Raw genomic sequence first — 18669 nt, 5'->3', positions numbered from 1 at the left:
GTCGTCGTAAGGAGGCACGTGGATGTCCCAGGGGAACACCGGTGTTACCGCCCAGGTCGTGAACGCGCACGCCTGCCCGGTCCGTGAAGTTCTTGACAGGGTCGCCGGCAAATGGAGTGTGCAGATCCTGGTCGCGGCGGCCCACGGCCCCATCCGCTTCACCGAGTTGGAGCGCAGCATCGAGGGCATCAGCCGCCGCATGCTGACCCTCACCCTGCGCAACCTGGAGCGCGACGGACTCGTCACCCGCACCGTGCACCCGACGGTGCCGCCGAAGGTCGAGTACGAACTCACCCCGGTGGCCCAGGAGTTGCACGAGACCCTGCTACGGCTGACGGACTGGGCGGAGCGCAATCGCGTCTACATCGCGGAGTCCCGTGCGGCCTACGACACCGAGCGGCTGCCGGAGTAGTACCGGCTCAGAGCCCGAACAGACCCGGATTCGTGGTCAACTTCCTGAAGAACTCCTGCGGTTGGGTGACCAGCCTGCGCTTCTGGAGGTCCAGCAGTCCGCCGGTCGACACGATCTCCGCGGAGACCGTGCCGTCCGCCTTGGTGATCGTCTGCAGCACGCGGAACGTCTTGCCCTCGCCCCACTCGAAGCCGCAGCTCACCGTCACCTCCTCGTCCACGCGCAGCTCGCGCAGATAGCGGATGGTGGTCTCCAGGACGACCGGCCCGATCCCCTGGGCCATCAACTCGGGCTGGCCCGCCCCCGCGGCGGTCAGCGCCGACCAGCGGGCGTGCTCCGCGTACTGCAGGTACACGCTCTGATTGAGGTGCCCCAGGCTGTCGGTCTCGTATCCGCGGACGGTCACCGGGACGGAAAACGGCTCGCTCACTGCGTTCCCTTCTCGCACTGACGGACGATCTGACCGACCGATCTTGGCATGCGGCTCAGGTCCGGTGAGGTCCGTTCACGTCCGGCGCGGCGAGGCAAGCAGATAACTCGCCCCCGTTCGCGGCTCCTTGTGCTCGCTCACCTGCCAGCCCGCCCGCTCCAGCGTCCCCGCACAGGCGCGCAGCGCCTCCCCGTCCGGATCGCGCACGGCGACGGCCTCGGGCTGCGGGGTCACACGCACTCGGTAGCCCTCCGCGTCCCGTCCGGCGGGCCGGTGCCCGGCGGCCTCCAGGGCGAGCGCGGCGGCCTGCACCAGATGACTCCGCTCCCAGCCGCACGGCCGCTCCACGGAACCGTCCGGATTGGTCATCCGGCGCAGTTCCAGCAACCCCTGCCAGGCGCTGTGCACTTCACGGGTGCGGGCGGCGGGGGCGACGCCCGTCTCCTCCTCGCCACCGATGCGCGCGGCGAACACCCCGGCGGTCGTGGTGGAGTTGGGGGTCGCGGTGGCTTCGGCAGCGGCGGCGGGCATGGCGACCTCCGGTTCCGACTCCCGTATGCGATGCCCCGCCGGCGTCAGAAAGTGATCGTGCGGCGGGCGCGGGTGCCGGAACGCCAACCCCCGCTTCACCAGCGCGGCGAGCTGCGCCTCCGTGCCCCGCAGCCGCCCGGTGACGGGATCGGCGGCGTCGATGACACGCCGTTGCGCGGCGGTCGGCGGTCGTGTCACGGCGTGCTCCTCCCAGGTCTGTCGGTCCACCCGGACGTCGTGGGCGCGTCCCATCCGAAGGCTACGACGGGGGTCTGACATTCCAGGCGGCGATGACCGGCCGTCCGTGCTCCGTGCTCAGCCGGCACAGCGTCCCGGTCGCGAGCTGGAACAACGCGCCCTTCGACGGCGGCAGCCCGAGCCACCGCGCGGTGAGCACCCGTAGGAAATGGCCGTGTGCCACCAGGACGACCACGCCCTCGGTGTTGGCGAGGGCCGCGTCCACCTCGGCCAGGGCGCGGTCGGCGCGCTCGCCCACCTGTTCCGGGCTCTCCCCGGGATGGTCCGGTGGCCCGGGCGCGACCCCGTCGGTGAACAGGAACCAGTCCGGCCGGGTGCGCTGGATCTCGACGGTCGTGATGCCCTCGTAGCCGCCGTAGTCCCACTCCCGTAGATCCACGTCGATGCGGACGTCCGTGAGCCCGATCAGCTCGGCGGTCTCCCGCGCGCGCTGCATGGGGCTGACGAACGCGGCGCCGACCCGGTGCGAGCGGATCAGCGGCACCAGTCCGCGTGCCTCCTCCCGCCCCTTCGCGGTGAGCGGGACATCGGTCGAGCTGGTGTGCCGCCCCGACCGGGACCATTCGGTCTCTCCGTGTCGTACGAGGAAAAGATCGCCCATGGCTCACAGGCTATGGGCCCACCGCTCCAACGTCGCGAAATCGCCCTCCCGTAGACCTCTGCGCGGGTCCACCTTGAGGAGGAGAGCAGGCCCGTCGTGGTGTGCCTCTACATGTCGTACGTCCAGGCCGGTGACCAGGTCGTCGACCCAGACGAAGGGGCGGCCGACGGCCCAGGCCACGATCTGGCGCGTCTTCCAGTAGAGGCCGTCCGGGTCCTCGGCGAACAGGTCGGTGAACTCGATCACCGGCAGATCGCCGGGGAGCCCGACGACCGGCGCGATCATCTCGTTCGCCTGGTGCATCCAGGTGGTGGCCCAGGCGGGCTCGTACGGGAGCGCCTGTATGCGCTCGCCGTGCCCGGGGTGCAGGCGCACCCGCAGCCCGCGCCGCAGCCGCCGGGAACCCGGCTCCTGGCGGGCCGACCAGTTCGCCGGCCACAGCCGACGGGTGACATAGCCGCGGTGGCGCAGGAACCGGGCGCCGTACGGGTTGAGGGGGCCGTCGACGTCGAGGAGCAGCAGCGGGCGGTCGGTCATGCGGATGAGTTACCCAGGGCTGTGCGGAGGTATCTGCTACTGGCGATACCCGCCCAGGAAGCGCCCGATCCGGCCGATCGCCGCCTCCAGGTCGTCCGCGTACGGCAGCGTGAGGATGCGGAAGTGGTCGGGGGTCGGCCAGTTGAAGCCCGTGCCCTGGACGACCTGGATCTTCTCCCGGAGCAGCAGGTCCAGGACGAACTTCTCGTCGTCGTTGATCTTGTGCACCTTGGGATCGAGGCGGGGGAACGCGTACAGGGCGCCCTTCGGCTTCACGCACGAGACCCCCGGGATCTCGTTCAGTTTTTCCCACACCACGTTGCGCTGTTCGTGCAGTCGGCCGCCCGGCACGGTCAGGTCGCGGATGGACTGACGGCCGCCGAGCGCGGCCTGGATGGCGTACTGCGCGGGCGCGTTCGGGCACAGCCGCATGGAGGCCAGCATCGTCAGGCCCTCCAGGTAGTTCTTGGCGTGCTGCTTCGGGCCCGTGACCACCAGCCAGCCCGAGCGGAAGCCGGCCACCCGGTACGTCTTCGACAGGCCGCAGAAGGTGAGGACGACCAGGTCGGGGGCGAGCGCGGCGGCCGAGTGGTGCACGGCGTCGTCGTAGAGGATCTGGTCGTAGATCTCGTCGGCGAAGACCATCAGGCCGTGGCGGCGGGCGAGGTCGAGGATGCCCTCGATGATCTCCTTGGGGTAGACGGCGCCGGTGGGGTTGTTCGGGTTGATGATGACGACGGCCTTGGTGCGGTCGGTGATCTTCGCCGCCATGTCGTCCAGGTCCGGGTACCAGTCGGCCTGTTCGTCGCAGAGGTAGTGGACCGCCTTGCCGCCGGAGAGGGTCGTCACCGCCGTCCAGAGCGGGAAGTCCGGGGCGGGGATGAGGATTTCGTCGCCGTCCTCCAGCAGTGCCTGGACGGCCATGGAGACCAGTTCGGAGACGCCGTTGCCCAGGAACACGTCGTCCACGTCGACTTCGAGACCCAGGGTCTGGTAGCGCTGGGCGACCGCGCGGCGGGCGGAGAGGATGCCGCGCGAGTCCGTGTAGCCGTGTGCCTGGGGGAGCATCCGGATCATGTCCTGGATGATCTCCTCGGGCGCCTCGAAGCCGAAGAGCGCGGGGTTGCCGGTGTTCAGGCGCAGGACGCTGTGGCCGGCCTCCTCCAGTGCGTCGGCATGCTCGATCACCGGACCGCGGATCTCGTAACAGACCTCGCTGAGCTTGCTCGACTGCCGGAACTCCATTGCGCCCTCGCCCCATCGGCTTCGTGTGTTGCTTGGTTTTACCAAGTGTGAGCTTGGAAAGTCCAACAACATGTCTAGACTGCGTCGCATGTCACCTCGCCGAAGCTACGACCAGTACTGTTCCGCGGCCCGGGCCCTCGACCTCGTCGGCGACCGCTGGACCCTGCTGATCGTCCGCGAACTCCTCGCCGGCCCGCGTCGCTACACGGACCTGCACGCCGATCTGCCGGGTGTCAGCACGGACGTACTCGCCTCGCGGCTGAAGGACATGGAGAGGGACGGGCTCGCGACGCGACGGCGGCTGCCGCCTCCCGGTGCCGCTTTTGTCTACGAACTCACCGGTCGTGGACGGGAGTTGCTGCCCGTACTGCAAGCCCTCGGTGCGTGGGGTGCGCCCGAGTTGGGGGAGCGGCGGCCCACCGACGCGGTGCGTGCGCACTGGTTCGCGCTGCCGCTGCTGCGGGCGCTGGAGGGGGAGGGGCTGGTCGAAGTCCGGCTGGAGGAGGGGGAGTTCCACCTGTGGGTGGGGGCGGAGCAGGACGGCGCGGTCTACGGCGAAGGGCCCGCGCCCCGGGAGCCCGACGCCCGGCTGGTACTCGGCGTCGACACCTGCACAGCCGTCGCGCAGGGGGAGTTGAGCCTTCCCGACGCGGTGCGTGCCGGACGCGTCGAGGTGACCGGCGACGGCACGCTCGCGAAGGCGCTGCGGGAGGCGTGAGGCGGGCCTGAAACGGCAGAAGGCCCGCTACGGGCGGGCCTTCTGACGAGACGTCACGGAGTTACATACCGGGCGGCGGAACCCGCCTCGGTCGTCCCGAACCCCGGGTCAGCGCGTATCCGCCGATCCCCGCGAGCGCGGCCAGTACGCCACCCACGCCGGTCCACACCCAGCGGTCGGACCACCAGCCGGAGGACCAGCCGCCGTCGGGCTCGATGCTGGACAGTGCCGCCGAGGTCGACGACGAACTGTCGTCGTCAGACGCCGATTTGGCCGCGATCCCCGGCGTCAGCGGCTGCGCCAGCGAGCCGTCCACCGCCGCCGAACCGCCGATGTCCTTGGAGTCCACCCGGACTTCGGTGCTCACCGGCTTGCCCAGGTCGGAGGACGGGAGGTCCACGACGGTGAGCCGCGCGTAGTACGTGCCCGGCAGCGGGTCGTTGGCCCAAGTCTCCGACCAGGCACGGACGGTACGCAGCGTGCACGCCAGGTCCAGGGAGGTCGCGTCCTGCGCGGCGGTGCGCGTCGAGGCCCCGTACTGGCATGCCTGACGGCGCCGCAGCCCGTCGTAGACGTCGAGCTGCCAGGTCTCGCCCGCGTGGGTGTCGGGCAGCTTCACCGTCGCCTTGACGGTGGGGCGTTGGCCGGCGTCCGCGGCGAACGACCAGTACAGGTAGTCGCCCGTGGAGCCGCTCGCGGTGGCCTGCCGGCCCTGGTCCAGCTCCGTCGCCGTACGGAAGGAGGTGCCCGCCTGGGTGGGCGCCGAGCTGTCGTCGGAGGGGCTCGCGGAGGGGGAGGAGTCCGCCGCCGCGGGCGTCGCCGCCAGTCCCGCCATCAGCAGGGCCGTGCTCAACACACGTGTGATCCGCATCAGTTGGTCCTCCAGACCGCGAGACGCCAGCGGGACAGCCAGCCCCAGAGCAGACCCGCGACGAAGCCGGTCAGCACGAGGGCGCCGAGGAGCCACCAGCCGCGGCCGAGGCCGAAGGAGGCCACGTCGCTCGCCTTGCTCGGCCCGTCCACGACGTCCACGGTGAGTTCGAGGGGCAGACCGGGGGTGGTCTTCACCCCGGAGGCCGCCGAGAAGGAGTTGGTGACCTGCAGACAGACGGTCTCCGCCGGGGCGTTGTCGTCGTCGCTCTCCGCCTTCGGGTAGCGCAGGCCGGTGGAGATGACGTCCGTACGGCCGTTGCCCGTGCCCTCGCCGCGTACGATCTCGCGGCCGTGCACGGTGACCGCGCGCAGCAACACCCCGTAGTCCGGGTTCACTTCACGGTCGGCGCCGACGCTCACCGAAGCGCGCAGCTCCTGGCCGGGGTCGACGTCCACGCGGTAGAAGCGCTGCTTGCCGAACTCCTCACGGTCCGTGTACAGACCGGACTTGAGGGTCGGGGCACCGGTGCACTGGGCGGTGCCCTCGGTGGCGACCGGGGTCACCACCGGGTCGGCCGCGCGGTCCACCAACTGGCCCACACGGTCGGAGAGTTCCTCCTTGTGCTGCACGGAGGTGTACGTGCCGCCGGTCGCGTCCGCGATGCAGCTGAGCTGGTCGCGGGTCTTGGCGTCCGGCACCAGCCCCAGCGTGTCGATGGTCAGGCCGATACCCTTGGCCGCGATCTCGCGGGCCACCTCGCACGGGTCCAGCGGCTGGCAGGTGTCCTCTCCGTCGCTGATCAGGACGATACGGCGGGAGCCGTCACCGCCGTTCAGGTCGTCCGCCGCCTTCAGCAGCGCCGGGCCGATCGGCGTCCAGCCGGTGGGCGTGAGCGTGGCGACCGCGGTCTTGGCCTCGGTGCGGTTCAGGGTGCCCACCGGGTAGAGCTGCGCGGTGTCCTTGCAGCCCGTCTTCCGGTCGTTGCCGTGGTAGTTGGCGCCCAAGGTGCGGATGCCGAGCTGCACTTCCTCGGGTGTCGCGTCGAGCACCTCGTTGAACGCCTGCTTCGCCGCTGCCATCCGTGAGCCGCCGTCCATGTCCTTGGCGCTCATGGATCCGCTGACGTCCAGCACGAGTTCGACCTTGGGGGAGGCCGCGGAGTCCGTCTCGTCGGCGACCGCTCCGGCAGGGAAGGCGACCCCGGCCGTGAGGGTGGCGAGCAGGGCACAGATTCCCGCCGCCAGCCGTTGTCTTGTGATCATCGCCGGATCCTATTGATCAGATGGACCGGGCTCCAAAACGAGCGGGTTCGGCAGCCCGGTCCACTGGTCCCCGGGCAGCTCCGGCGACAGCCGCATCAGCGTCAACGCCTTGCTCGGCAAAGGCTGTTCGAGCAGCGTGCGCAGATCCGGTGTGCGCGGCAGATCCGGTACGACGGCCGCCAGCGCCGCCCGGAGCGCCGTACCGGAACCGGCCGTACCCGCGAGTGCTCCCGCCACCAGGGAGCCGAACAGCTTGCGGCGCAGGGTGAGTTCGTCGTCGGTGACGATGCGTCCGCTCAGCTCGGGGATCGGAATGCCGTGCTCGGCAAGGCGCTTGGGGCTGACCCGGATGTCGGCCAGATCGCGGTAGACCAGGCGCAGGGGGGCACCCGTGCGGGACAGCACCACCAGCAGGTTCTGACCGTGCGCCTCAAGGGCCACACCGGACTCCAGCAGCCGCAGACCGACGACGAGGGCGAGACGGGTGAACTCGGCCAACCAGGCGGGCGATCGGGGCAGGTCGGTGACCGCGAGGGCGGCCACCGGCAGAACTCGCTCGCCCGCTTCCGTGTCCGCGTACGTCTGCGGCGACTCACGCAACACGGCAGCGAGATCCGGGGAGTTGGCCGTCGCCGCGCCCAGTGTGCGGGTGACGTGCAACAGGCCGTCCGAGCGCGCCGCCAGCGTCTCCCCGAACGCGGACAACGTCGCCGAAAGCCCGATCGAGTAGACCGAGATGTCCCGCACCGAGGAGGTCAGCCGGGCGCTCAGCGCGGTCTTGACGTGCGGTCCGTCCGGCAGGGCGAGGGTGCGCAGGGACATCAGCGGATGCGCGCCGACCGGAGCGTCCCCCGCCCGCTTCAGCACATGCGCCGCCTGCCACGGGTGCACCGGGATCAACAGCCGCCCCCCGTCCCACAGTTCGTCCGGCCACACCCCCGTCACCAGACACTCCTCCGTCCCGACCGGAACCGAGCCCAACGCCACCACGGGCCGGTGCTCGGGGCCGTACGCGAGCTGCTCGGCCACCGAGAAGCCGGGCCGGGAGCGGCAGTTGGGGTGGAAGGGATGCCCGTCGACGATCCGCTGCTCCCACTCCCAGTCGTGCACCGGCCAATCCTCCGACTGGGTCGGCTGGTTGGCCCGGGACAGCGCCAACGAAGCCACGCTGTGGCCGAGTTCGACGGCGAAGGCGCTCCCGTGCGGCACGGCGAGGTCGGCCATCAGGCGCGCCGGATCGGCGTAGGCGATGTCGTCGAGGTGGACGACGGTGACGTAGGCGTCGGTCGCGTACGGGTCCGCGCGCGGACCGCGCAGCCGACGGCCGTCGGAGAGCCGTAGGACGGGGCCCGGCGCCCTGTCGACGATCCACGGCAGTGGTTCGAAGGCCAACGCCCGCCACAGCCGGGTGAGCACCGCCGCACGGGCGCCGGGGAGTTCGGCCGCGTACCGTTGTACGAGGTCGGGCCGTACGGCGGCGAGTTCCTCGGCGACCTCGGCCTCGGGAAGCGGGGGACGGTCCACGGTCGACTCCTCGGGTGCGGACGGGGCGTCATGATCGGTGACGACGAGAGACAGGGCGGGGACAGGCGGAGCGGGCAGAGACGGGGCGTCGGGACACTGTGCGACGAGAGACATACTGATCGCGATCGCAGGACACGGACTGAGGGAACGTATGGATCGCGTCGACTTCACACCCCCGGGCGACGACGTGGCGGAGCGCGCCGACGCGTACGCGGCGGCGCCGCTGCTCAACTGTCTGCTCCGGGAGGTGGCCCAGCCGCTCCCGGACCAGGGGGAGCGGCACGTGTACCGGCTGCCGGGCAGCGGCCGGCTGCTGCGGGTGCGCGGCGAGCGGCGGCCCGCCGAGCCCGAGGTGTACGCGGACGGCGACTGGCGGCGCGTCGACCACACCGAACTCGTGAAACTCGTAGCCGAGGAACTGACCCGCCACACCGGCGTGTCCAACCACGAACTGCCCGCCGAGATGACCGACAGCCGTGACGCCGTCGCCGCGCTGCTCACCGCGCGCGACCGGGCGACGGCGCCGGACGACCCGTATCTCCGCTCCGAAGAGTCCTTGATCACCGGCCATCCCTACCATCCCGCGCCCAAGGCACGCGGCGGCGGCCCCGTCGCGGGCTGGCTGCCCTACGCCCCGGAGGCGTACGCCCGTTTCCCGCTGGTGCTGCTCGGGCTGCGCGAGGACGCGGTGGTCGAGGAGGGTGACGTCTCGGCGCTGGACGCCTTCGGTGAGGCTCCGCCCGGTTACCGGCTGCTGCCCGCGCACCCTTGGCAGCTGGACCTCGTCGGCACCGGTCTCACGGACGCGTTCGCGGACGGGCGGCTGATCCGGCTCGGCGCGACGGCGACCGAGGTGTGGCCGACGGCGGCGATCCGCACGGTGTACAGCCCCGGGTCCGCGGAACGCGCGGAGGATCTGTTCCTGAAGTTCAGCCTCGATGTGCGCATCACCAATGACGTACGCCGGCTGTGGCGTCACGACCTGCTGAAACTGCGGCGCACGGACACGGCCGTCCGGGACGCCTTCGCCGCGATGGGCGGACCGGCGGCCTGGCTCAGCGACCGCGGCTACCGCACCGCCGACTTCGCCTTCGAGGAACTCGCCGTCCTGGTCCGCGACGGCCTGCGCGAGCACCTGCTGCCCGGCACGACTCCGTTGCTCGCCGCCGGGTTGGTGGAGGGGTTCGCGGGCAACCCGCTCGACGGCACGGGCGACCCGGGGGCCTGGTGGGAGGCGTATCTGCGGCAGGTCGTACCGCCCGCGCTGACCGCCTTCGCCGACCACGGCGTCGTACTCGAAGCGCATCTGCAGAACACGCTGGTCGCCGTCGACGCGGGCGGTACGCCCGTGCGGGCGCTGTACCGGGACGCGGAGGGTGTGAAGCTGCCGGCGGACGTGGACCGGGCGGCCGGGTGGGAGCGGCTGGTGTACTGCCTCGTCGTCAACAACCTCGTCGAGATCGCCGGGGTGCTCGCCGAGCGGCACCCGGAGCTGGACCCGTGGCCCGCGGTTCGCGCGGAACTGGCCCGGCACGACGTCCCCGAGGCCGCTGAACTCCTCGCCTCGCCCACGCTGCCCGGGAAGACGAACCTGCTGTTGCGGTGGACCGGGGCGGACGGCGCCGACGCTCGCTATCTGCCGTTGCGGAATCCGCTGGCGGGGTGAGGGGGCGGGTGAGGAGTCGGGGGGAGGGGAACCGTTCCGAACCGGGTGACGTCATGAGCGGAGCACCTAGACTGGTGGCCGGTATGGGGGAGCCTCGCGGCTGAATACCGCCGCTCGACGGGGACGGGGGTCCGGGCGATGAGTTCCAACAGCCTTGCCGGACGGGCGAGATGGGGGAGTCATGAAACCGCTCCGAGCGGATGATCCCGCCTCTGTCGGGGAGGGCAGATACCGGCTGGTCGGACGGCTCGGCCAGGGCGGGATGGGCGTCGTCTACTTCGGCCGGTCGCGGTCGGGCCGGGCGGTGGCCGTCAAGGTCGTACGGCCCGAACTGAGCACGGAACCGGGTTTCCGGCGCCGGTTCGCCGACGAGGTGGCCGCGGCCCGCCGCGTCGGTGGCTTCCACACCGCGCCGGTCGTGGACGCCGACCCGCAGGGCGACCCGGCCTGGCTGGTGACGGCGTACGTCCCCGGACCGACGTTGCAGGCCGTCCTCGACCGGGTCGGCCCCCTGCCCGCGGACACGCTCACCGTGCTGGCCGCCGGCCTCGCCGAGGCGCTGGCGGCGATCCACCAGGCCGGGGTCATCCACCGCGACCTGAAACCCGCCAACATCATCGTCGCGGAGGACGGCCCCCGGGTCATCGACTTCGGCATCGCGCGGGCCCTCGACGGTACGGCCCTCACGCAGACCGGGTTCCAGATCGGCACGCTGGGGTTTCTCGCGCCGGAGCAGCTGACCGGGGGGACGCTCACACCCGCGGTGGACATGTTCGCGCTGGGTGTGGTGCTCGGGCAGGCGGCGGGGCGTGCGCCTTTCGGTGACGGGGTGGCGGCGGCGTGGCCGTACCGCGTCGTCCACGAACAGCCTGATCTCACGGACGTTCCCGTGCAGTTTCGCCACCTGGTCGCGGCCTGCCTGGCCAAGGACCCGCGGGACCGGCCCAGTCCGTCGGAGTTCCTCGACCGGCTGACGGTCCAGCGTCCGTCGGACGTGTGGCTGCCCGCGGAGGCGACCGCGTTGGTGCGGAGTGAGGATCCGGCGGGGTATTTCGCGGGGGTGGACGGGGCGGGGGGCGGGGCTGCGGGGCGTGGGTCGGGTGGGCCTGCTGGGCCTGCGGATCGCCGGTCGGGCGCGGCAGCCGATCCGCGTTCCGCGATGTCGGCTTCGCCGGAGGGCGGGGAGGGGGTGGGCGGCCCGCCGGGGGGTGGTGAAGGTTCGAGTTTCCCGCCGGTGGTTGATGGAAGTTCGGGGTTCTCGGCGGGAGTTGAGGAGGGGCAGGGTTTCGCGCCGGGGGGTGATGCGGGTTCGGGTTTCCGGCAGGTGGTCGACGAGGGGCTGGGTGTCTCGCCGGTGGTTGCCGACGGGGCTGCCGGCTCGTCGGCGTTTGGCGAGGGGGTGCCCGTTGCGCCGGAGGTCGCCGGGAGGCCGACTGGTTCGTCGTCGGGAGGTGAGGGGGCGTGTGGTTCCTTGCCGGTTGCCGAGTTGTCGACTGGTCCGGCTTCGGGGAGTGGGGGGCTGTCCGGGGCGTGGCCGGTTGCCGGTGGGCCGACTGGTTCGTCGTCGGTTGATGAGGGGGCGCTTGGTTCGTGGCCAGGTGCCGAGAGGGCGACTGGTTCCTCTTCGGTAGATGAGAGGGCGTCCGGTTCGTCGTCGGTCGGTGGGAGGTGGCCGGGTCCGGCGCCGGTTGCCGAGCCGCCGGTCAGTCCGGCTGCGGCCGGTGAGAGGCCGCCTGGCTTGTCCCCGGCCGGTGAGAGGCCGTCCGTGGATTCCCACCCCCTGACCGTCCAGTCGTCGCCCGGTCCCGGCCCCGGCTTCGGGCCCGCGCCGGTCTTCGGGGCCGCTTCCGTCCTGCCCGGTGGGGGCGGACCGGTGGGCGGGACGGGCGTGCGGGCAGGGCGCCGTAGGGCGATGGTCGTCGTAGCGGCGATGTCGGTCGCTGCGGCTGCCGCGGGGCTGCTCGTGTGGCAGCCGTGGGCCGGTTCCGATCGGAAGGACGACGCCGGTGCCGGGGGAGCCGCGCCCGCACCCGTGCGGTCGGCCGGCGCCGCCTTCCCCCACGCCCCGTTGTTGGTTCGGATGGACACGGACCCCGGGGCCTCGACGTGTCACAGCGTGATCGGTCGGCGTGACTCCACCAAGGACGACCCGAAGCAGCTGATCGACGGGACGTGTGACGCGCTGCCGCAGTGGGCCCCCGATCACAAGTCGTTCGCGTTCACCCGCAACACCGGGCAGGAGTCGGCCGTATGGACGGCGAACGCGGACGGTACCGACGTGCGTCGGGTCGCCGCGATCTCGGGTGGGCGGGTGTCGTGGTCGCCGGACGGGAAGCGGCTGGCCGTGCTGCGGCGGCAGGACGGGGTGCAGCAACTGTTCGTCGTGACCGTCGCGGACGGTTCCGCGCGGCAACTGACCACCGGTACCGCGAAGGTGGAGGACCCGGCGTGGTCCCCCGACGGCAAGCACATCGCCATCTGCCTGCAGAAGACGTCGGGTTGGCAGATCCACGTCGTCGATCCGGCGCGGCCGGGCGCCGAACCCCGGCAGGTCACCCATCAGGCCCGGCGGGCGCTCGACCCCGTCTGGTCCCCGGACGGCCGGTACTTCGCCTACACCGCCGGGGCGCCGAACGTGGGGACCGGGGGAGACATCCACGTCGTCAAGACGGACGGCACCGACGACCGGACGCTGGTGCAGACCGCCGCCCAGGAGATGGACCCGGTCTGGTCGCCCGACGGCACGTGGGTGGCGTTCGTCCGGGGCCCCTTCGACCAACCGGCGATCTGGGCCGTCCGCGCGGACGGCACGGGCGCACGCAGGCTCACCACCGGCAGCACACCGGAGGGCCACCCCTCCTGGCGCTGACCTGCCTCTATGCTCGTTTCATGCCGGACATGCTGAGAGAGGTCACCGCGACCCGCTACATCGAGCCCCTGCGCTCCGGCGGTTCCGTCCCCGGAGTCGTCGAGGCCGACGACCTCGGCACCTACGTCGTCAAGTTCACCGGCTCCGCGCAGGGCCGCAAGGCGCTGGTCGCCGAGGTGATCGTCGGGGAGCTGGCCCGCGCCCTCGGGCTGCGCTTTCCCGAGCTGGTGCTCGTGCACTTCGACCCGGCGATCGCCGACGAGGAACCCCACCAGGAGGTGCGGGACCTGCACAGCGCGAGCGAGGGGCTGAATCTCGGCATGGACTTCCTGCCGGGTGCCCAGGACTTCACCCCGGAGGTCGCCGCCCAGTGCACGGTCGACCCGCTGGAGGCCGGGAAGATCGTCTGGCTCGACGCGTTGACCGTCAACGTCGACCGTACGGTGCACAGTTCGAACCTGATGATCTGGCCGACGCTCGGCATCGCACCCCCGCGCCTGTGGCTCATCGACCACGGCGCCGCCCTCGTCTTCCACCACCGCTGGGACGGCGCCGACCCCGCCAAGTCCTACGACTTCCGCCATCACGCCCTCGGACACTACGGCCCCGACACCCGTGCTGCAGACGCCGAGTTGGCGCCCAAGGTGACCGAGGAGCTGCTGCGCCGTGTCGCGGCCGAAGTACCGGACGCCTGGCTGGTCGACGAACCGGGCTTCGCGACACCCGACGCCGTACGGGAGGCGTACGTCGCCTACCTCCACGCGCGCGTGCAGGCCTCCGCGGCCTGGCTGCCCACCGACTTCCCCAGCAGGGAGGAACGCGCCGCCGAGGAGGCCCTCCGCGCGGCGAAGACACAGCGGGGCCGCCCGAGTTGGCTCAAGCGGGTCCCCGACCTGCACGGCAGACCGGCGGCTGAACAGGATTGGTCGGTACACCTCGGATGACCCAACGAGTCCAGATCGAGTACTGCACCCAGTGCCGTTGGCTGCCGCGCGCGGCCTGGCTGGCGCAGGAGCTGTTGACCACCTTCGAGACCGAGTTGACGGAACTGTCCCTGAAGCCCGGCACCGGCGGTGTCTTCGTCGTCCGCGTCAACGACGAAGTCGTGTGGGACCGCAGTGAACAGGGCTTCCCGGAGCCCACGGCCGTGAAGAAGCTCGTACGCGACCGAGTGGCCCCGGGAAAGTCCCTGGGCCACTCGGACAAGTGAGCTTTTCCTGAAGGTGGTTGAAGACCAGCCCGTCAGCTGAGGGTCAGCCCTTGAGCTGCTCGTACGCCGGCAACGTCAGGAAGTCCGCGTAGTTGTCGTCGAGCGCGACCTCCAGGAGGAGGTCGTGGGCCTGCTGCCAGTGGCCCGCGGCGAAGGCGTCCGCGCCGATCTCCGCGCGGATGTTCTCCAGCTCCTCGGCGGCAACCTCGCGCGCCAGCTCGGGAGTTGCCTTCTCGCCGTTCTCGAACTCGACGCCCGCGTTGATCCACTGCCAGATCTGCGAGCGCGAGATCTCGGCGGTGGCCGCGTCCTCCATCAGGTTGAAGATGGCGACCGCGCCGAGCCCGCGCAGCCACGCCTCGATGTAACGGATGCCCACCTGAACGGCGTTGACGAGTCCGGGGTACGTCGGCTTCGCGTGCAGCGAGTCGACGGCGATCAGGTCGGCAGCCTTGACGTCGACGTCCTCGCGCAGCCGGTCCTTCTGGTTCGGCTTCTCGCCGAGCACCGCGTCGAAGGAGGCCATGGCGATCGGCACCAGGTCCGGGTGGGCGACCCACGACCCGTCGAAACCGTCCGCGGCCTCACGGTCCTTGTCCGCCTTGACCTTCTCGAACGCGACCTTGTTGACCGCCGCGTCACGGCGTGAGGGGATGAACGCCGCCATGCCGCCGATCGCGTGCGCCCCGCGCTTGTGGCAGGTACGGACGAGGAGTTCGGTGTACGCCCGCATGAAGGGGGCCGTCATCGTCACCGCGTTGCGGTCCGGGAGGACGAACGTGGGCCCGCCGTCACGGAAGTTCTTCACGATGGAGAACAGGTAGTCCCAGCGGCCCGCGTTCAACCCCGAGGCGTGGTCGCGGAGTTCGTAGAGGATCTCCTCCATCTCGTACGCGGCGGTGATCGTCTCGATCAGCACGGTCGCGCGGACGGTGCCCTGCGGGACGCCGACGTAGTCCTGCGCGAAGACGAACACGTCGTTCCACAGCCGGGCTTCGAGGTGCGACTCGGTCTTCGGGAGGTAGAAGTACGGGCCCTTGCCCAGGTCCAGCAGCCGCTGCGCGTTGTGGAAGAAGTAGAGGCCGAAGTCAACGAAGGCGCCCGGCACTTGCTCACCGTCGACCAGGAGGTGACGCTCGTTCAGATGCCAGCCGCGCGGTCGCATCACGACGGTCGCCAGCTCGTCCTCGGCCTTCAGGGCGTACGACTTACCGGAGTCGGGGTCGGTGAAGTCGATGGCGCGGGTGTAGGCGTCGATCAGGTTGAGCTGGCCCGTGACGACGTTCTCCCAGGTCGGCGCGGAGGCGTCCTCGAAGTCCGCGAGCCAGATCCTGGCGCCCGAGTTGAGGGCGTTGATCGTCATCTTGCGGTCGGTGGGGCCGGTGATCTCGACCCGCCGGTCGTTCAGGGCGGCGGGGGAGGGGGCCACCCTCCAGGAGTCGTCGGCGCGGATCGCGGCGGTCTCCGGGAGGAAGTCGAGGGTGGAGGTGCGGGCGATCTCCGCGCGGCGCTCGGCCCGGCGGGCGAGGAGTCCGGCCCGGCGGGGCGTGAACCGGCGGTGCAGCTCGGCGATGAAGGCGAGGGCCTCGACCGTGAGGACCTCGTCCTGCCGGGGCAGGGGCTCGGCGTCGACGACGACCGGCGAGGACGGCGCTGGTGCGGACATGAACTGTCACTTCCTTCAGCGTGGCACCGGGTGTCAGATGACCCGGGTAGGGCTGGGAGCACCCGAGGGGCCGTCGGGCGCTTCTGAACAGTGGATACTAGTTTCCTCATCGTGGAAGTTCAATGGTTTGTTGACGTCGAGATTCTCCGGATCGAGCCAAAGTGGCGCTCAGTGCCACTCCGCTCACTCAAGGTGGACGAGATCCGCCTCAGTGTCGATGTCGTACGGCTCCGCCGCATCCCCGCACTCGACGAGCGTGACCGCGTCCGCGTGCGCCTTGAGATACGCCCGCGCGCCCCGGTCCCCGGTCGCGCTCTCGGCGATCCCGGCCCAGTGCGCGGCACCGAACAGCACCGGATGACCGCGTACCCCGTCGTAGGCGGCCGAGACGAGCGAGTCCTCCGACAGATGGGCCGCCAGCACCCGCGCCACCGCCTCCGCGCCGATCCCGGGCTGGTCGACGAGCGACACGAGCGCCGCCCGCGCCCCCGTACCCGCGAGCGAGTCGAGCCCCGCGCGCAGCGAGGACCCCATCCCCTGCTCCCACTCCGGGTTCTCCACGACCACGCACCCGGCCAGGTCCGCCTGCTCCCGTACGGCGTCGGCGCGCGCCCCCAGCACCACGTGGACGCGGGTGAGACCCGCCGTGCGCAGGGTCCCGACCGCGTGCTCCACGAGGGGCCGCCCCCGGTGTCGTAGCAGCGCCTTGGGCCGCCCGCCGAGCCGCCGGCCGCCGCCCGCGGCGAGCAGCAGCCCGGCGACCTGGTCTTCGTTTCGCGTCATGCGTCCTGCATACCTGACGCGGCGGCGACCGGACGGAATCCCCCTGCTTGATTTCGGTCCATGGAGTGGCGCGCGCCGCACCGGGTGGCGTTTACTTGCCCGCGTCCCTCGACGCCCGACCAGTGTCGCGGGGTGCGTGGCGGGACGGCGGAGTTCTTGCGCACGACGACGTGCGAGGGGGGAGAGCTGTGTTGCGGAGCTTGGGGCAGAGGTCAGTGACCGGCAGCGACGAGGATCCGAGGGTGGCGGAACTGCGGACCGCGGTGTCCCGGTTGCGCCGCGAACTGGCCGCGCATCCGGCCGAGTTCCCCGACCGTGTCATCGCCGAGGACGAACTCGCGGCGCTGGCCGCGATGACCATCGACGGCACCCCCGAAATCCCGCGCCTGCGCCGCTCGTTGCTCCTGATCGCGGGCGCGATCGGCTCGGTGAGCGCACTCGCGAGGGGTCTGACGGACGTACGCAACGCGGTGGACCTGTTCGGTCAACCCCGGCGCGGTCAGGGCTAGTTCAGCGCCAAGGGCGCGCCGGGAACGCTCCCCGGTAGCCCGCGTGCCCGGTCCGGTCCTCGAACTCCTCGCACAGCCAGGTCTCCTGGACGGACTCGGTGTGTTCCTGCCAGGTCGTGAAGATGCCCCGTGGGCCGTGCTTGCCGTCGACCTGACGGTAGAGGTCCTTGGCGTCACGGAAGCACGCGAGCCCGGCCATCAGTCCGTGGCCGGCGGGGTGGTAGTCGGACCAGGCGCACGAGACGCAGGCCTTGAGTCGCGTGCCTGGCGGCAGGCGGCGCTGGACCTCGTTCAGCGCGTCCTCGAAGTCGTCATGGCCTTCTGCGTCGCGGTACTCGTGCCCGTCGAGGCGCAGGGTGGTGGTCAGCGTCTCCGCGTCCAGCCCCCGGCCCGGCCCGGCCGGGTCCCCGAGCCGCAACGCGCAGTCCAGCACCGCCGTACGCACGCCCTGCCCCTCGACCGCGACGGACAGCGGCACCTCCCACTCCAACAGGCAGGAGCACAACGCCCCGTCGAAGAAGGCGAACGGGGCCTCCGGCGGCTCGCCGCCGAGCGCGCCCAGGTCGTCCATGCTGTCGCCCTCGAAGCGGACGCCCCGGATCGTCGTGCGGATCGACTCCCGGCCGTCCGACTCGAAGACGACGACCTCGGTGCCGTGCCGGTCGGTGTACCGGCCCGGCCAGAACCGTCCGCCGCTCACGCGGGGTTCTGGCTGGCCAGCGCCTCCGACAGTTCGCCGGCCACCTGCTGAAGCACCGGCACGATCTTGTCGGTCGCCGACTCGGTGACCCGGCCCGCCGGGCCCGAGATCGAAATCGCCGCCGCCGTGGGGGAGTTGGGCACGGAGACGGCGAGACAGCGGACGCCGATCTCCTGCTCGTTGTCGTCGATCGCGTAGCCGAGGCGGCGCACGTCCTCCAGCGCCGCGAGGAAACCGTCCGGCGTGGTGATCGTCTTCTCGGTCGCCGCGGGCATGCCGGTGCGGGCGAGCAGCGCCCGCACCTCGTTGTCCGGGGTGTTGGCGAGGAGGGCCTTGCCGACACCGGTGGAGTGCGGCAGGACGCGCCGGCCGACCTCGGTGAACATGCGCATCGAGTGCTTGGACGGCACCTGCGCGACGTACACGATCTCGTCGCCGTCGAGCAGCGCCATGTTCGCCGTCTCGCCGGTCTCCTCGACCAGCCGGGCGAGGTAGGGGCGGGCCCAGGTGCCGAGCAGCCGGGACGCGGACTCGCCGAGGCGGATCAGACGCGGGCCGAGCGCGTACCGGCGGTTCGCCTGCTGGCGGACGTAACCGCAGACCACGAGCGTGCGCATCAGGCGGTGGATGGTGGGGAGCGGCAGGCCGCTGCTCGCGGAGAGCTCGCTCAGGCCGACCTCACCACCCGCGTCGGCCATCCGCTCCAGCAGGTCGAAGGCGCGCTCCAGGGACTGGACACCGCCCGTGGTGGACTTGGTGGAGTCGGTGCTGCTGACGCTGGACGGCGGCACGGCGCGTTCCTTTCGGCACGGGCGGGAAGGGCTGAAGCCTACCCGGGGGTCGGTTGACTCCCCGCCTGTGCGTAGCTACGTTC

19 protein-coding genes are annotated in these 18669 nt (G+C 71.3%); 7 read left to right on the top strand and 12 right to left on the bottom strand.

The genetic code is table 11. The features are described 5' to 3' along the window. Positions 1 to 22: 22 nt before the first annotated feature. Positions 23 to 412 (top strand): winged helix-turn-helix transcriptional regulator, encoded by a 390-nt coding sequence (locus tag OG226_RS11455; protein ID WP_328676981.1) that lies wholly within the window; start codon positions 23 to 25, stop codon positions 410 to 412. A gap of 7 nt (positions 413 to 419) precedes the next feature. On the opposite strand, the gene OG226_RS11450 is transcribed toward OG226_RS11455, so the two are convergent. The 5 genes from OG226_RS11450 to OG226_RS11430 all read right to left on the bottom strand — a co-directional run bounded on the left by OG226_RS11450 (position 420) and on the right by OG226_RS11430 (position 4014). Beyond that, positions 420 to 842, bottom strand: coding sequence for an acyl-CoA thioesterase (locus tag OG226_RS11450; protein WP_329348792.1), 423 nt, complete (start codon positions 840 to 842; stop codon positions 420 to 422). A 75-nt stretch (positions 843 to 917) separates the two neighbouring features. Further along, positions 918 to 1571, bottom strand: a complete 654-nt coding sequence (locus tag OG226_RS11445; protein ID WP_329348791.1) for a hypothetical protein — start codon at positions 1569 to 1571, stop codon at positions 918 to 920. Between the two features lie 61 nt (positions 1572 to 1632). Next, positions 1633 to 2232: a histidine phosphatase family protein gene (locus tag OG226_RS11440; RefSeq protein WP_329348790.1), complete on the bottom strand. Its 600-nt coding sequence runs from the start codon at positions 2230 to 2232 to the stop codon at positions 1633 to 1635. A gap of 3 nt (positions 2233 to 2235) precedes the next feature. Beyond that, complete coding sequence (locus tag OG226_RS11435) at positions 2236 to 2769, bottom strand: HAD domain-containing protein (RefSeq protein WP_329348788.1); 534 nt, start codon at positions 2767 to 2769, stop codon at positions 2236 to 2238. Between the two features lie 36 nt (positions 2770 to 2805). Further along, positions 2806 to 4014: a pyridoxal phosphate-dependent aminotransferase gene (locus OG226_RS11430; protein ID WP_329348787.1), complete on the bottom strand. Its 1209-nt coding sequence runs from the start codon at positions 4012 to 4014 to the stop codon at positions 2806 to 2808. Between the two features lie 88 nt (positions 4015 to 4102). Here OG226_RS11430 and OG226_RS11425 point away from each other — a divergent pair, with 88 nt between their 5' ends. After that, positions 4103 to 4732 carry a winged helix-turn-helix transcriptional regulator gene (locus tag OG226_RS11425; RefSeq protein ID WP_329348784.1) on the top strand — a complete coding sequence of 210 codons (630 nt, stop codon included), beginning with the start codon at positions 4103 to 4105 and terminating at the stop codon, positions 4730 to 4732. A 61-nt stretch (positions 4733 to 4793) separates the two neighbouring features. Here the strand turns inward: OG226_RS11425 and OG226_RS11420 are convergent, their stop codons facing one another. Genes OG226_RS11420 through OG226_RS11410 form a run of 3 tightly spaced genes read right to left on the bottom strand, consistent with a single transcriptional unit; the run spans position 4794 to position 8392 of the window. Then, a complete protein-coding gene (locus OG226_RS11420) occupies positions 4794 to 5603 on the bottom strand; it encodes a hypothetical protein (RefSeq protein WP_328676969.1) in 810 nt (269 codons plus the stop codon). Beyond that, positions 5603 to 6868 carry a VWA domain-containing protein gene (locus tag OG226_RS11415; RefSeq protein WP_329348783.1) on the bottom strand — a complete coding sequence of 422 codons (1266 nt, stop codon included), beginning with the start codon at positions 6866 to 6868 and terminating at the stop codon, positions 5603 to 5605. Before OG226_RS11415 ends, OG226_RS11420 begins: the two co-directional genes overlap by 1 nt. Before the next feature lie 9 nt (positions 6869 to 6877). After that, entirely contained in the window at positions 6878 to 8392 is a 1515-nt protein-coding gene (locus OG226_RS11410; protein ID WP_329348782.1) for an IucA/IucC family protein, read from the bottom strand. Between the two features lie 151 nt (positions 8393 to 8543). On the opposite strand from OG226_RS11410, the gene OG226_RS11405 reads away from it, so the two are divergent. The 4 genes from OG226_RS11405 to OG226_RS11390 all read left to right on the top strand — a co-directional run bounded on the left by OG226_RS11405 (position 8544) and on the right by OG226_RS11390 (position 14137). Further along, entirely contained in the window at positions 8544 to 10058 is a 1515-nt protein-coding gene (locus OG226_RS11405) for an IucA/IucC family protein (protein WP_329348780.1), read from the top strand. 181 nt (positions 10059 to 10239) lie between these two features. Continuing rightward, on the top strand, positions 10240 to 12927 hold the full coding sequence (locus OG226_RS11400; protein ID WP_329348779.1) for a protein kinase domain-containing protein: 2688 nt from the start codon (positions 10240 to 10242) through the stop codon (positions 12925 to 12927). A 29-nt stretch (positions 12928 to 12956) separates the two neighbouring features. After that, the gene (locus OG226_RS11395) at positions 12957 to 13871 is read left to right on the top strand and encodes a HipA family kinase (protein WP_328686289.1); all 915 of its coding nucleotides are present in this window, start codon (positions 12957 to 12959) and stop codon (positions 13869 to 13871) included. Continuing rightward, on the top strand, positions 13868 to 14137 hold the full coding sequence (locus OG226_RS11390) for a SelT/SelW/SelH family protein (protein WP_328676956.1): 270 nt from the start codon (positions 13868 to 13870) through the stop codon (positions 14135 to 14137). Before OG226_RS11395 ends, OG226_RS11390 begins: the two co-directional genes overlap by 4 nt. Before the next feature lie 43 nt (positions 14138 to 14180). Here the strand turns inward: OG226_RS11390 and aceB are convergent, their stop codons facing one another. After that, a complete protein-coding gene (aceB, locus tag OG226_RS11385; RefSeq protein WP_328676953.1) occupies positions 14181 to 15803 on the bottom strand; it encodes a malate synthase A in 1623 nt (540 codons plus the stop codon). 183 nt (positions 15804 to 15986) lie between these two features. After that, entirely contained in the window at positions 15987 to 16586 is a 600-nt protein-coding gene (locus OG226_RS11380; RefSeq protein ID WP_328676951.1) for a nucleotidyltransferase family protein, read from the bottom strand. 188 nt (positions 16587 to 16774) lie between these two features. Between OG226_RS11380 and OG226_RS11375 the strand changes: the two genes are divergently transcribed. Then, entirely contained in the window at positions 16775 to 17095 is a 321-nt protein-coding gene (locus OG226_RS11375; RefSeq protein ID WP_327400281.1) for a DUF5955 family protein, read from the top strand. 1 nt (position 17096) lies between these two features. On the opposite strand, the gene OG226_RS11370 is transcribed toward OG226_RS11375, so the two are convergent. Together OG226_RS11370 and OG226_RS11365 are read right to left on the bottom strand one after the other, a co-directional pair. Continuing rightward, complete coding sequence (locus OG226_RS11370) at positions 17097 to 17795, bottom strand: DUF6304 family protein (RefSeq protein WP_329348778.1); 699 nt, start codon at positions 17793 to 17795, stop codon at positions 17097 to 17099. After that, positions 17792 to 18586, bottom strand: coding sequence for an IclR family transcriptional regulator (locus OG226_RS11365; RefSeq protein WP_328676943.1), 795 nt, complete (start codon positions 18584 to 18586; stop codon positions 17792 to 17794). The genes OG226_RS11370 and OG226_RS11365 overlap by 4 nt, the downstream gene beginning before the upstream one ends. Between the last annotated feature and the right edge of the window lie 83 nt (positions 18587 to 18669).

Source organism: Streptomyces sp. NBC_01261 (assembly GCF_036226385.1).
GTDB lineage: Bacteria > Actinomycetota > Actinomycetes > Streptomycetales > Streptomycetaceae > Streptomyces.
This window is presented reverse-complemented; position numbering and strand designations above follow the sequence as displayed.